The organism is Pseudomonas sp. R4-35-07 (assembly GCF_003852235.1).
In the GTDB taxonomy this organism is placed as follows: domain Bacteria; phylum Pseudomonadota; class Gammaproteobacteria; order Pseudomonadales; family Pseudomonadaceae; genus Aquipseudomonas.
Genome location: NZ_CP027732.1, coordinates 4326780 through 4340858, shown reverse-complemented (window position 1 = coordinate 4340858; position 14079 = coordinate 4326780). Strand labels below are relative to the sequence as shown.

The 14079-nt window shown below is 60.7% G+C and carries 14 protein-coding genes; 13 read left to right on the top strand and 1 reads right to left on the bottom strand.

Annotated elements, in window-relative coordinates:
* Window positions 1-7: 7 nt before the first annotated feature.
* From C4J89_RS19730 to C4J89_RS19680, 11 genes are all read left to right on the top strand, one after another.
* Entirely contained in the window at window positions 8-370 is a 363-nt protein-coding gene (locus C4J89_RS19730) for a DUF4398 domain-containing protein (protein WP_124415373.1), read from the top strand.
* On the top strand, window positions 367-1179 hold the full coding sequence (locus C4J89_RS19725) for an OmpA family protein (RefSeq protein WP_124415372.1): 813 nt from the start codon (window positions 367-369) through the stop codon (window positions 1177-1179). Before C4J89_RS19730 ends, C4J89_RS19725 begins: the two co-directional genes overlap by 4 nt.
* Window positions 1180-1449: 270 nt before the next feature.
* Window positions 1450-2889: a PLP-dependent aminotransferase family protein gene (locus C4J89_RS19720; protein WP_124363981.1), complete on the top strand. Its 1440-nt coding sequence runs from the start codon at window positions 1450-1452 to the stop codon at window positions 2887-2889.
* 94 nt (window positions 2890-2983) lie between these two features.
* Entirely contained in the window at window positions 2984-3460 is a 477-nt protein-coding gene (locus tag C4J89_RS19715; RefSeq protein ID WP_124415371.1) for a translation initiation factor 2, read from the top strand.
* A 160-nt stretch (window positions 3461-3620) separates the two neighbouring features.
* Window positions 3621-3875: a YkgJ family cysteine cluster protein gene (locus C4J89_RS19710; protein WP_124410570.1), complete on the top strand. Its 255-nt coding sequence runs from the start codon at window positions 3621-3623 to the stop codon at window positions 3873-3875.
* Window positions 3876-3916: 41 nt separating this feature from the next.
* Window positions 3917-4522, top strand: a complete 606-nt coding sequence (locus C4J89_RS19705) for an START domain-containing protein (RefSeq protein WP_124415370.1) — start codon at window positions 3917-3919, stop codon at window positions 4520-4522.
* A 79-nt stretch (window positions 4523-4601) separates the two neighbouring features.
* The gene (locus tag C4J89_RS19700) at window positions 4602-4862 is read left to right on the top strand and encodes a hypothetical protein (protein ID WP_124363977.1); all 261 of its coding nucleotides are present in this window, start codon (window positions 4602-4604) and stop codon (window positions 4860-4862) included.
* Between the two features lie 213 nt (window positions 4863-5075).
* Window positions 5076-5417: a ribonuclease E inhibitor RraB gene (locus tag C4J89_RS19695; RefSeq protein WP_057721151.1), complete on the top strand. Its 342-nt coding sequence runs from the start codon at window positions 5076-5078 to the stop codon at window positions 5415-5417.
* A 444-nt stretch (window positions 5418-5861) separates the two neighbouring features.
* A complete protein-coding gene (locus C4J89_RS19690; RefSeq protein WP_124404991.1) occupies window positions 5862-7271 on the top strand; it encodes a circularly permuted type 2 ATP-grasp protein in 1410 nt (469 codons plus the stop codon).
* A 3-nt stretch (window positions 7272-7274) separates the two neighbouring features.
* Window positions 7275-8225, top strand: a complete 951-nt coding sequence (locus C4J89_RS19685; protein WP_124363975.1) for an alpha-E domain-containing protein — start codon at window positions 7275-7277, stop codon at window positions 8223-8225.
* Window positions 8222-9025 (top strand): transglutaminase family protein, encoded by an 804-nt coding sequence (locus tag C4J89_RS19680; RefSeq protein WP_124415369.1) that lies wholly within the window; start codon window positions 8222-8224, stop codon window positions 9023-9025. Before C4J89_RS19685 ends, C4J89_RS19680 begins: the two co-directional genes overlap by 4 nt.
* A 215-nt stretch (window positions 9026-9240) precedes the next feature.
* On the opposite strand, the gene C4J89_RS19675 is transcribed toward C4J89_RS19680, so the two are convergent.
* Entirely contained in the window at window positions 9241-10047 is an 807-nt protein-coding gene (locus C4J89_RS19675; protein ID WP_124415368.1) for a cytochrome c, read from the bottom strand.
* Window positions 10048-10693: 646 nt separating this feature from the next.
* On the opposite strand from C4J89_RS19675, the gene C4J89_RS19670 reads away from it, so the two are divergent.
* Together C4J89_RS19670 and C4J89_RS19665 are read left to right on the top strand one after the other, a co-directional pair.
* Entirely contained in the window at window positions 10694-11899 is a 1206-nt protein-coding gene (locus C4J89_RS19670) for an acetyl-CoA C-acetyltransferase (RefSeq protein ID WP_124415367.1), read from the top strand.
* Between the two features lie 17 nt (window positions 11900-11916).
* Window positions 11917-14064, top strand: a complete 2148-nt coding sequence (locus C4J89_RS19665) for a 3-hydroxyacyl-CoA dehydrogenase NAD-binding domain-containing protein (protein WP_124415366.1) — start codon at window positions 11917-11919, stop codon at window positions 14062-14064.
* Window positions 14065-14079: the final 15 nt, after the last annotated feature.

The following is a 14079-nucleotide window of genomic DNA, read 5'->3' as shown; positions in this document are numbered from 1 at the left end:
ATTTTCAGTGACTCTTCGACCTCTTTTCGCGGCCCTTGCCGTTGTCGCTCTGGCGGGATGCGCCACCGATCCTGCGCCGACCGAACAAATGCGCCTGACCCGGCAAGCCCTGGAACAAGCCACAGCGGTCGGTGCCAATGCCGATGAATCGACCGAGCTGAAACAAGCCGAAGACAAATTTGCCAGAGCCAAGGCCGACATGGCCGACCAGTCCTACAAACACGCGCGTATGCGGGCCGAACAGGCTGAGCTGGATGCGCGCCTGGCCGAGGCCAAGGTGCTGACCGGCAAGAGCCAGGAGCAATTAAACGTGGTCAACACCCGCATCGCCCGCCTGCGCAAGCAGTTGCAGCTGGGAGAAGCCCAATGAGCCCGACGATGCGTGGTTTGAGCGCTGTATTGCTGCTGAGCAGCGTAGCGTTGGGCGGTTGCGCCAGCCAGCCCACTGGCGAGCAGGCACTGCAACAGGCCAGCAGTGACTTTCAGCGGGTCAAGGAAGACGCCAATGTATTGCGTTTCGCGCCCAAGGATGTGATCCGCGCCGGTGAGTCCCTGGCGCGTGCCGATCGCCTGTCCAGCTACTGGGGCAGCGGCGCCGACGTGGTGCATTACGCCTACCTGAGCCAACGCTACAGTGCCATTGCCCGAGAACATACCGAGCAAGGGCTTAACGCCGAGCGCCTGGCCAAACTCGAGTTGGAGCGTCAACGCCTGCAACTGGCCTTGCGTGAGAGCAAGCTGGCCAGCGTGCAACAGCAGGGCAAGTGGGTGGAACAGCAAATCGCCAGCCTGACCACCCAGACCGACCGTGGCCTGGTGATGACCCTGGGCGACGTACTGTTCGATACCGGCGAAGCCGAGCTGCAGAACTCGGCCAACCGCACGGTGTTGAAGATCGTGCAGTTCCTGCAACTGAACCCCAGGCGCAAGGTGCGCATCGAGGGCTACACCGACAACACCGGGGGCGAGCACGACAACCTGACCCTGTCCCATGACCGCGCGCAATCGGTGGCAGACGTGCTGATTGACCTGGGCATCGACGAAAAACGCATTCAGGTTGAAGGGTATGGCGACAAATACCCCGTGGAGGCCAATGCGTCCGAACGTGGCCGCGCGCAGAACCGCCGCGTGGAAATTGTGTTCTCCGACGAAAAAGGCCAACTCGGCGCCGCTCGCTGAAGTCTGGCGCAACTCAAAATGTGGGAGGGGGCTTGCTCCCGATGGCAGAGTGTCAGTCACTGAGTGTTGACTGAACCACCGCTATCGGGAGCAAGCCCCCTCCCACATTTTTTTCTGTATACACCTGAAAATTCTATTCACGACCCCTACAGTTTTTTCTGTCACTCCCGCCCGCGCTCGACTATTGTGGCAACTGTCCCCGTACACTTCTAAACTGTGCCGGTATGTTTCACACAAAAATAAAATACCCGTGAAATCGAGTGCTGCGTCATGACCAATCTGTTGCTCTACCAACGTATCGCCCAGCAACTGGCTGAGGATATTCGGCGTGGTGTTTATCAGCCGGGGGAGCGCGTGCCTTCGGTGCGCAAGATGAGCTCCCAGCTCAACGTGAGCCATGCCACGGTGCTGCAGGCCTACGCCAACCTGGAAGACCAGGGGCTGATCCGGGCGCGGCCGCAGTCGGGCTATTACGTGCACCAGACGCCGGCACTCACGGCGCCAACGCCGGACATCGCGCGGGTTGAACGCCCAGGGTTGGTCACCCGCAGCAGCATCATCCAGCAAGTGCTGGTCGAGTCGCGCCGTGAAGGCGTATTCCCCTTGGGCGCGGCGGTGCCGAGCGTGGATTACCTGCCGGTACGGGCGTTGCACCAGCAGTTGGCCAAGGTCACGCGCTTCCAGAGCCCGCGTGCATTCAGTTACATGTTCAGCCCCGGTTTCGAACCGCTGCGCCGCCAGGTGGCGATTCGCATGCGCGATGCCGGCGTGGTGGTGGACCCGTCCGAAGTGGTGATTACCCACGGCTGCGTCGACGCGTTGCAAATGTCGCTGCGCGTGCTGACGCGCCCCGGCGACCTGATCGCCGCTGAGTCACCGACCTACTACGGCTTGCTGCAACTGGCCGACCTGCTCGGCCTCAAGGTCATCGAGATTCCCAGCGACCCGGCCACCGGCATGAGCCTGGAGGCCCTGCAATTGGCCGCCAACCAGTGGTCGATCAAGGCGCTGGTATTGACCACGCGCCTGAGCAACCCCTTGGGCGGCACGATGCCCGAAGAGCGGCAGAAACAGTTGCTGCGCCTGGCCTCGGATTTCGATATTCAAATTGTCGAGGATGATATCTACGGCGAGCTGATGTTCGAACTGGGCCGTACCAAGGCTTTGAAAGCCTATGACCGTCTTGACCGGGTCATCTATTGCTCGAGTTTTTCCAAGACTTTATCCCCCGGCGTGCGCATCGGCTGGATGATTGCCGGTAAGTACCAGCAGGAAATCCAGCGTTTGCAGATGTTCAGCACCCACTCCGCGTGCAGCGTCACACAGATGGGCGTTGCGGCGTACCTGGAGAACGGCGGTTACGACCGGCACCTGCGTTACATCCGCCAGGAATACCGCAAGAACCTCAGCGCTTTCCAGCTGGCGGTGCAGCAATATTTCCCCGAAGGCACCCAGATGACCCGTCCGACCGGCGGCTTCATTTTGTGGGTCAGTTTGCCCGGACGGGTCAATACCCAGGAACTGCATGTGCGTGCCCTGCAACAGGGCATCAGTATCGCGCCGGGGCTGATCTTCAGTAATACGGAACAGTTCAACCACTGTATCCGTCTCAATTGCGGCACCCCGTGGAACCGCGAGGCAGAGCGTGCGCTGATGACCCTGGGGATGCTTGCCAGCCAGTTATGCCAGGAGACGGCGGCGGGCCTTTGAGGGGCATAAAGGGGGACAACATTGATCTCCGTGCTTGTCATGCCACGCACAACAAGCGAGCATATGGCCTTCTGCCGTTAATGCTGTTGGCGATATGACCTCTATTTTTCGCGCTGTCTGGATGGTTGGCTTGATAAGTCTATGCAACGTCGGCACTGCGCTGGCGGCCGCGCCTGTGACGGACACCAAGCCTGCTGCAAGCGCCGAACAGAAGACCGCTGCGAAAAAGCCGGCAGCGCAGGCGAAGAAAAAAACCGCCAAGGTAAAGAAGCGCGCACCGATTGCGAGCAAGTCCAAGTCCGCCCACGAAGTCGCCCAGACCAAGCTGCCACCGGCACAGTTGGACCTGTCCCTGCCTTCGGACATGGTCAGGCTGCTGCAGCCCGTCGGCACCATGCCCAAACCCAAGAGCGTGCCGTTATTGCCGCCTTTATTTAGCGAGAAACCGTCCGACAACAGCGCGTTCCAGATCAACGGCCGCTTGCTCAGCAACGAGATGAAGCTGCAGTTGCGCAACGAAGAACGACGTGACGTGGAAGGTGCCGCGTTGGATTTTGAATTCAAGCAATAACCCCCCGAGCATCAGTGACCCGCGCCACTGACCACCGGTCGTAGACTGGTCGGTCACTTCTGTTTTGTACGAAAAACCCCTGTTGGACCATTTTAAAACGGCTGTTTAAGGGCGTACTCTAGCCCGGCCATCTCATTGAGTCGTCGAGGACCTGTTGGTCATGAAATGCCGTGAAGGCTGTGGCGCTTGCTGCATCGCCCCCTCCATCAGTTCGCCCCTACCGGGAATGCCCCATGGCAAACCTGCGGGCGAACGCTGCCTGCACTTGTCGGTCGAACAGCTATGCCAACTGTTCGGCCAACCGGAGCGGCCAGCGGTGTGCAGTGATTTCAAGGCAGATATCGAGGTCTGCGGCAACGACCAGGCCGACGCGATCCGTCTGATCGGTTGGTGGGAGCAGATGACGGCGGCTTGATGGGCTTTACTATCGGAACTTCAACAACAAGGAATACAACGATGGGTTCGCTGAAACGAATGGCTGTGGTGTGCGGTTTTACGATGATGTTTGCGGGCGCTGCCCAGGCTGAGGATTGGCAAGACGCCAAGAATGAGGACGGCATCAAGGTGTCCCTGAGCGAAGTCGCCGGCTCCAAGTACAAGGCGTATCGCGGTGTGGCTCTGATCAAGGCGCCCGTGGCGAAGATCCAGGCCCTGCAGGAAGATGTCGCTGGCGCTTGCGCGTGGATCCATGAGTGCAAATCCCAGAAACTGGTCGACAAGAAAGACGATGAGGCCTGGACCTACACCCAGTTCAAGGCACCGTTCCCTGTGACGGATCGCGACTCGTATATCCATGTCACCACCACCAAGGCCGCTGACGGTAGCGTTACACGCACGTTGCAAGGGGTGCCGACGTACAAGCCTGAAGAAAAAGGCTATGTCCGGGTCGCCCAGGTGGAAGGTTTCTGGAAGCTGGTGCCCAAAGGCGCCAACGAGACCGAAGTGACCTACCAGGTGCACACCGAGCCAGGCGGCAGCGTGCCGTCGTGGTTGGCCAACAAGTTCGTGGTGGACGCACCGTTCAACACGCTCAAAGCGCTGAAGGAACACGCCGAGAAGTAAACGCGCCTGATCCGGTGCCTCCTGCCTTGAGTGGAACGTTTGGTGAAGCCTCAAGGTCCAGATAGATGTGAACCCACACATGGGTTTTATCGAGGAGGCACCGATGCCGAAGTGGAACATTTCTTTCATCAATGACCGTGGCGAGCCGGTAGTCGAGCAGTTTGACTGCGATCATGAGCCGACGCTGGAAGAAGCTGCACAGCTGGTGCGCGTGCGTGTGTCGCCGGTATTGGAAAAGTTGGACCTCAACGATCTTGCCGATCGTGTCCCTGATCCCACGGTCAAGAGCTTGCACGATCAAAACGGTATCAAAGACCTCAAGGTCGAACCCTGCGCCTGAATATTCCCTGTAAGCGATTCATGCACCTCTGGTAGAGGTGATAGCTTCGCGTTACTCTGCAATCGAGATCAGCGAATGAATCGCTAAGGTCTGGTCTTGTCAGCTACATGCTTGTTTTCCTGCGGTGTCGTTATTGCCGTGGTGCCCGCGCCAGCAGCGCGCGGGTTTCAGGAAGCACGGAAAGTCTATCCATCAGTCTGAGGAGGACGTTTCATGAGCACAGCCTATCAAGAAGACATCAGCACCAACGTTCTGCGCCGCATGAAAGAAGGCGGCTTTGACTTTTCACGTTTTCACCCCATCGAGTTCTACGCGATTTTCCCGGATGAAGAACGGGCGCGCAGGGCTGCGGGTCGATTTCGCGGAGAATCCCTGAACGCCCAGGTCAGCGCCCGCGACGACGGTGCCTGGTACCTGGAACTGAGCAAAATCATGTCTGCAACGTACGACGGCATAGGAGACTTCGAGCAGGACTTTGAGGCAGTGGTGGAGCCGTTGGGCGGAATTATCGAAGGCTGGGGCGTCAAGCAGGAGGTACGTGGGTTACCGATGTAGCGTTTATGAGCAACACAGCGTATCGGCTGACCTTTTGGGTCGGCCGATTTTGTTTGGGCTCGGTAAAAATGTTCGGAATTTGCACTTTCCTGCACGCAAAAAAAAGCCACCCGAAAGGGTGGCTGAAGGGGAAGATCGAGGAGCCGATCACACGAGCCGGCACGTTACTGGTTGTGCAAAGGGTTTAGCTGTAGGACATGTCCTGTTCAGCTGATGGACGCGATTATCCGCACAAGCGCGCGGGCAATGAAATCAACGCTGACTATGCTGTTGATAGGCCAACGCCGCATTACGATGAGGCGTGTAGCGGGGCTGCGGTCATTCCACGCACCAGGACGGTGCGAGGGGAATTCGGAGTTTATCCAATCCTTTGATTTTAAAGTGTTTATGCCGCTGGCACGGGCCTTGCGAAGGGTCTGTCGTCCGGGTGACAAGGAGTACGGCATGATCCGCACTTATTACGATGAAATGTACGATGGGGCAGGGCAGGTTCGTCCCCATTATCGCGAGTTCGCCCGTTGGCTGGCCGACACCCCTGCCGAACTGCTGGCCCAGCGTCGACGCGAGGCCGACTTGCTGTTCCACCGTGCCGGGATCACCTTCACGCTGTATGGCGACGAGCAAGGGACGGAGCGCTTGATCCCCTTCGACACCATCCCCCGCAGCATCCCGGCGAGCGAATGGCAAATGGTCGAGCGCGGCTGTATCCAGCGGGTCAAGGCGTTGAACATGTTCCTCGCCGACCTTTACCACGAACAACGCATCATCAAGGCCGGGATCATCCCCGCCGAACAGGTACTGGCCAACGAGCAATACCAGTTGGCAATGCAGGGCCTGGACCTGCACCGTGACCTGTATTCCCACGTTTCCGGGGTAGACCTCGTACGCGATGGCGACGGCACTTACTACGTGCTGGAGGACAACTTGCGTACGCCGAGCGGCGTCAGCTACATGCTTGAAGACCGCAAGATGATGATGCGCTTGTTCCCCGAGCTGTTCGCGGCCCAGCGTATCGCGCCGATTGACCATTACCCCAACCTGTTGCTCGACACCCTGAAGAGTTCCAGCCCCCTGGATAACCCCAGCGTGGTAGTGCTGACCCCTGGGCGTTTCAACAGTGCGTTCTTTGAACATGCCTTCCTCGCCCGGGAAATGGGCGTGGAGTTGGTGGAAGGCGCCGACTTGTTCGTGCGTGATGACCGCGTGTTCATGCGCACCACCGACGGGCCCAAAGCGGTGGACGTGATTTATCGCCGTCTCGACGACGCGTTTCTCGACCCGCTGGCTTTCAATCCGGCGTCGATGCTCGGCGTACCGGGCCTGCTTGCCGCCTACCGCTCGGGCAACGTGGTGCTGGCCAATGCCATCGGCACCGGGGTGGCGGATGACAAGTCTGTGTACCCATTCGTTACCGAGATGATCCGGTTTTACCTGGATGAAGAACCGATCCTGCAGAACGTTCCGACGTTTCAATGCCGTAAGCCCGATGAATTGTCCCACGTATTGGCCAACCTGCCCGAGTTGGTGGTCAAGGAAACCCAAGGCTCCGGCGGCTACGGCATGCTGGTGGGCCCGGCGTCCACGGCGGCGGAAATCGAAGCCTTCCGCGCACGCATCAAGGCCAAGCCCCACGCCTACATCGCCCAGCCAACCCTGTGTTTGTCCACCTGCCCGACGTTCGTCGAAAACGGCATCGCCCCACGGCATATCGACCTGCGCCCGTTCGTGCTGTCGGGCAAGGAAACCCGCGTGGTGCCCGGTGGCCTGACCCGGGTGGCGCTGCGCGAAGGTTCGCTGGTGGTCAACTCGTCCCAGGGCGGCGGCACCAAAGACACCTGGGTGGTCGAGGATTGACACATGTTGAGTAGAACTGCCTCGGATTTGTATTGGATGTCGCGCTACCTGGAGCGCGCGGAAAACCTCGCGCGCATGCTCGATGTCAGTTATTCGCTGTCGCTGATGCCTCAGGACGGGCGCGGCGACGGCCTGCACGAATTGGCCATGCCGCTGTTGATCACCGGCACCCTGGAGGACTACCACGAGCGCCACGGTGAACTGCATGCCGAACGCCTGCTGCACTTTTTCGCCCTGGACGCTGCCAACCCGGCCAGCATCTACAGCTGTCTTGGCGCCGCACGGGCCAGCGCCCATGCAGTACGTGGGCGAATTACCGCCGACATGTGGGAAAACATCAACGCTACCTGGCTGGATATTCGCGATATCGCCCAACAAGGCTTGAGCCGCTACGGCATGAGCCGGTTTTGCGAATGGGTCAAGGAGCGCTCGCACCTGTTCCGCGGCGCCACCTACGGCACCATTATGCGTAACGATGCGTTTCGCTTTATCCGCCTGGGCACCTTCATCGAGCGCGCCGACAACACCCTGCGCCTGCTGGACGCGCGTTACGAAATGGCCGGCGACCAGGCTGCAACGGTCAGCGATGGCACGGCCCACGCCTACTATCAATGGAGTGCGTTGCTGCGGGCATTGTCGTCGTTCGAGGCCTACACCGAGATCTATCGGGATGCGCCGGGCGCCCGGCAAGTCGCCGAACTGTTGCTGCTGCGCGCTGATGTTCCGCGCTCGCTACGGGCCTGCAGCGAAGAGATCGACCAGATCCTCGCCAGCCTGCCGGGCCTCAACGGTCGCCCGGCCCAGCGCCTGGCTGCCGAGATGGACGCGCGCCTGCGCTTTACCGCCATCGATGAAATCCTCGAGGAAGGCCTGCACGCCTGGCTGACCGACTTTATCCCCTTGGTCCGCCAGTTGGGCGACGCCATCTACAGCTCCTACCTGGAGGCGGCATGAGACTCTCCATCAGCCACGAAACCACCTACCACTACGAAGACCAGGTGCGGGCCAGCATCCAATATCTGCGCCTGACGCCCCACGACAGCGAGCGTCAGCGTGTATTGAGCTGGCAGCTCGATCTGCCGCGCCCCGTACGCGCGCAAGTGGACCCATTCGGCAACATCCTGCATGTGCTGACCCTGGACGAACCTCACGACGCCATCATCATCGGCGCCCGTGGCCAGGTGGATATCGATGAATTGAGTGAGGCTGAACACGAGAGCCAGTCGGCCTTTCCGTTCCTGCGCGGCACGCGCCTGACCGAGCCCGACGAAGCCCTGCGCGGGTTTGCCCAGCAGCACTGCCACCAGCGGCGCGACCGCACCGCGCTGATCGACCTGATGCATGCGCTGAACCAATCGATGGCCTACACGCCGGGCGCCACGGACGTCGACACCTGCGCTGCCGAGGCCTTCGCCGGCCGCGCGGGCGTGTGCCAGGACCATACCCATGCGTTCCTGGCCTGTGCGCGCAGCCTGGGGATTCCGGCGCGATACGTATCAGGGTATCTGTACACCGAAGACAGCACGCACCTGGCGAGCCATGCCTGGGCCGAAGCCTGGCTGGATAACGCCTGGTACAGTTTTGACGTGACCAACCAATTGGCCCGGCCGGAGCGGCACCTGAAACTCGCCGTGGGCCTGGACTACCTGGACGCCTGCCCGGTGCGGGGCATGCGCCGTGGGGGTGGGCACGAGCAGATGCATGCCAAGGTGTTTGTCGCGCCGACCCCGGTGGTTTCCGTGCAGCAGCAATAATATTAACTACAACCCACACCCAGTGTGGAAGGCAGGCTGTGTTGTTTCAGGAGGTTTTGCAATGCGGCATGGCCGTGCGCCGGGCCGACTGACTGTACTCAATGCAAAATGTGGGAGGGGGCTTGCTCCCGATAGCGGTGTGTCAGTTACCGATAAGCTGACTGACACACTGCTATCGGGAGCAAGCCCCCTCCCACTTTTGATCTGCGCGAGCCTCAAGGCTGCTGTTTGCGCCCCGTCATATGCTGCAAATATCCCACCAGCAAATCCAACTCATGGTCCGGTAGCACACCGGCAGCAAACGCCGGCATTTTCGCCTGCGGCCAGTGCCTCATGCTTTGCGGGTCACGGATGTAGCGCTTGAGAAAATCACCGCTGAAATACTCGGTGGGGCTGTAGGGAATGTTCAAGTCAGGGCCCACTTGGGCATCGCCGCCGCCGTTGAGGCGATGGCAAGCCAGACAGTTCTTCTGGAACACCGCGAAGCCTTGGTTGATCGGATCGTTGGCCGCCAGTTGCGGGTCGGGCAGCAGCGTCGGAAAACGCTCAGCGACCGTCTCCAGTTGCTTGATACCGGAGAGCTGGAACGGCCACTGTTCCGGGCTGATATGCCCGGCCTGCGGGTTGGTCCACACCAGGTAGAACGGCCCCGCGCTCGGTTTGCCATCTCCCAGCGCAGGCCATGGATGGGCCGGGTCTTCCACCGCCAGCCAGGCGCGAGCGCCGGTGTTTTCCAACAGTGGCGCGACGGCGAGTTCGGCGGCAAAACCGTCGAGGGCCACTGCTTGCACATGGCTCGCAGGTTTCAGGCCCGGTAGGAGACTCGCCAAGGGCACGGCCCGGTAGGTCATGGTGCGCTTGTAGGAAACGTCATCGACGATCTGCACCGTCCGCGCATCCGGGTGCTTGAGTAGCTCCGCCGTCTGCCAAGTCTTGCTGGCGTGGTCCAGTTCAATGGTCAGTTGCGCCGCCGAAGCGGGCAGGGTCAGCAACAGCGCGAACAAGGCGAGAATCGATTTCAAGGGGCAGGCCGTTTCGAGGTGACGGGAGAATTACGATAGCGCAAATCTGCGCGCAAAAAGACAGCCCCTGCAACAGGACGGCTATACGCAATGCCCCGGCAGGTGCTGCCAAACGCTGTAATCCCGATACTGTGTGCGCACGGAATAATTAGGTCGAGTCGTCACCCGATAACCTTGGTTAAATTGGGCAAGATCAGAATCAGTGTGGTGGCGAACAGAATAAGTCCCGCCTGACGTACTTTCGAATGTTTGAACATGGCTGACTGCCTTTTGTTGTTATTCCTGAACGTCAAATGCGTACCGGTTAATCCAGTATCGCGACCTGGCGTGAAACTTTTCTTACAACCGCTCCAGCAAAACCCGGCAGCAGCTTCTTACAGATTCAACCTTAGAGCCGTCGTTCTTCGGCGCATAGATCCATTTCATATCAGCTAAGCACTTTATCCGCTTAAAACGGCATGAGGCGTAGTGCCATCTTGGCGCCAACCCCGAGGCTAGACAGCTAAAACGATTAACCCGGAGTTTCCCGTAGCTGCCTACCGTTCGTCCGAGCGAGGGGGTCAAAAGCAATGAGCGCATCCGTCATTGAAACCGTGTCAATCGGGCTTAAGGTAGGGGCCTACACCCACTGTGGTTCGAGGCCATCATGACCCAAGCTTTGATCTTTGATGCGATACGCACGCCCCGAGGCAAAGGCAAGGTTGACGGTGCCCTGTACAGCGTCAAGCCGGTCAACCTGGTCGCCGGTTTGCTCAGGGCGCTGGCGCAACGCAGCGACCTCGACACCCGCCAGGTGGATGACATCGTGCTTGGGTGCGTCACTCCGGTGGGCGACCAGGGCGCCGATATCGCCAAGACCGCCGCGCTGGTAGCGGACTGGGATATCAGCGTTGCCGGCGTGCAGGTCAACCGCTTCTGCGCCTCGGGCCTGGAGGCCGTCAACCTCGGGGCGATGAAAGTGCGTTCCGGCTTTGAAGACCTGGTGGTGGTCGGCGGCGTCGAGTCCATGTCCCGCGTGCCAATGGGCAGCGACGGGGGCGCCTGGGTTCTCGACCCGCAAACCAACCTGCACAGCCACTTCACGCCTCAGGGCATTGGGGCCGACCTGATCGCTACCCTGGAAGGCTTCACCCGCCAGGACGTGGACACCTTTGCCCTACAGTCCCAGCAGAAAGCCGCCAGGGCACGAGCAGACGGATCCTTCAACAAGTCGCTGATCGCGGTGCAGGACCAGAACGGCATTGTGTTGCTGGACCATGACGAATTTATTCGTGGCGACTCCACCCTCGAAGGCCTCGGCAAGCTCAAGCCGAGTTTCGAAATGATCGGCCAGATGGGCTTCGACGCCACCGCGTTGCGGGTCTACAGCCAAGTGGAACGCATCCAGCATGTGCACACGCCCGGCAACAGCTCCGGGATTGTCGACGGCGCTGCCTTGATGTTGATTGGCTCCGAGGCCAAAGGGCGCGAGCTCGGCTTGCAGCCGCGCGCGCGGGTTGTTGCCACGGCGGTGACCAGCACCGATCCCACCATCATGCTCACCGGTCCTGCTCCGGCCACGCGCAAGGCGTTGGCCAAGGCCGGCCTGCGCGTCGAGGACATCGACCTGTTCGAGGTCAATGAGGCGTTCGCTTCGGTCGTGCTCAAATTCATCAAGGACATGGGCATCGACGCCGCCCGAGTCAATGTCAATGGCGGCTCCATCGCTCTGGGCCACCCGCTGGGCGCCACCGGCTGCGCGATCCTCGGCACCTTGCTCGATGAGCTGGAAGTGCGTCAGCAGCGCTACGGCCTGGCCACCCTATGTGTCGGCGGTGGCATGGGCATCGCCACTATCATCGAACGCCTCTGAGCCTTAGGGAAACTGTCATGACCGACGCCATTCGTTACGAAAAAGGCCAGGACCAGATCGTGGTGTTGACCCTCGACATGCCCGGCCAAAGCGCCAACACCATGAACGCCGCGTACCGTGCGGCCATGGCGGCCACCGTTGCACGCCTGGAGGCGGAAAAGGCCGACCTGGCCGGGGTGATCATTACCTCGGCCAAGAAGACGTTTTTTGCCGGTGGTGACCTCAATGAGCTGATCCAGGTCGACACCGCCCACGCCAAGCACTTCTATGACGACGTCGGCGTGCTCAAGGCGCAACTGCGCAGCCTGGAAACTCTTGGCAAACCGGTGGTGGCCGCGATCAACGGTGCGGCCCTTGGCGGTGGCTGGGAGATTTGCCTGGCCTGCCATCACCGGATCGCGCTGGACGACAACTCTGTGCAGCTCGGCTTGCCTGAAGTCACCCTGGGCCTGTTGCCGGGCGGCGGCGGGGTGGTGCGCATGGTGCGCCTGCTGGGCCTGGAAAAAGCCCTGCCGTATCTGCTGGAAGGCAAGAAAGTGCGGCCGGCGCAGGCATTGCAGGCGGGTCTGATCGATGAAATGGCGGCAGACCGCGATGAGCTGCTGGCCAAATCCCGCGCCTGGATTCTCGCCCATCCCGAGGCCCGGCAGCCGTGGGACAACAAGGGCTATCAGATTCCTGGGGGCACGCCGTCGAACCCGAAAGTTGCGCAGATGCTCGCCATCGCACCGTCGATTCTGCGCAGCAAGACCCAGGGCTGTTTCCCGGCGCCGGAGAAAATCCTCTGCGCTGCCGTGGAAGGCGCCCAAGTGGATTTCGACACTGCGCACTTGATCGAAACCCGCTATTTCACCGAGCTGGTGACCGGGCAGGTGGCGAAAAACATGATCGGCACGTTCTGGTTTCAGCTCAATGAAATCAACGCCGGCCGTTCGCGACCACAGGGCTTTGCGCCTTTTGTGACGCGCAAGCTCGGTGTACTCGGCGCCGGCATGATGGGGGCGGGCATTGCGTATGCCAGCGCCTGTGCAGGGATCGACGTGGTGCTCAAGGACGTCACCCTCGCGGCGGCCGAAAAGGGCAAGGCCCATTCGGCCGCGTTGCTCGACAAGAACGTCAGCCGTGAGCAATTGACCGCCGAGCAGCGCGAAGCCACCTTGGCGCGGATTTGCCCTACACAGGATGACGCCGACTTGGCCGGCTGTGACCTGGTGATCGAAGCGGTGTTCGAAGACCGCGAACTCAAGGCCAGGGTAGCGTCCGCCGCGCAACGCGTGGTCGGGGCCGACGCGGTGATCGCTTCCAATACCTCGACCTTGCCCATCAGCGGTTTGGCGACTGCGGTGCCGGACCCAGGCAAATTCATCGGCCTGCATTTCTTCAGCCCTGTGGACAAGATGCCCCTGGTGGAGATCATCAAGGGCGCTCACACCAGCGACGAAACCCTGGCGCGGGGTTTTGATTTCGTACTGCAAATCAAGAAAACCCCGATTGTGGTCAACGACAGCCGTGGCTTCTTCACCTCGCGGGTGTTCGCCACATTCACCAACGAAGGCATCGCCATGCTCGGCGAAGGTGTGGCCGCGCCGATGATCGAGACCGAAGCGCGCAAGGCCGGTATGCCGGTCGGGCCACTGGCGGTATCGGATGAAGTATCCCTGAGCCTCATGAGCCATATCCGCCAACAAACCGCCAAGGACCTGCAAGCCCAAGGCGAGGTGCCGAAGGCCCACCCGGCGACGGCGGTGATCGACCTGCTGGTCAACGAATACAAGCGCACGGGCAAGGCCGCCGGTGGCGGTTTTTATGACTATCCAGCAGGCGCCCGGAAGCACCTGTGGCCAGAACTCAAGGCGCGGTTCGAACAGCCCGGTAAACAGATTTCGCCCCAGGACGTGCGCGACCGCTTGCTGTTTATCCAAGCCATCGAAACCGTGCGTTGCGTGGAGGAGGGCGTGTTGATGTCCACGGCCGACGCCAATATCGGTTCGATCTTCGGCATTGGCTTTGCCGCCTGGAGTGGCGGCGCGTTGCAGTTCATCAACCAGTACGGCCTGAACGACTTCATTGCCCGGGCGCGCTATCTGGCCGACACGTATGGCGAACGGTTTGCGCCGCCAGCGCTGCTTCTGGAGAAGGCCGCACAGGGTGAAACGTTCCGCTGATCAGGCGGTGGAGGG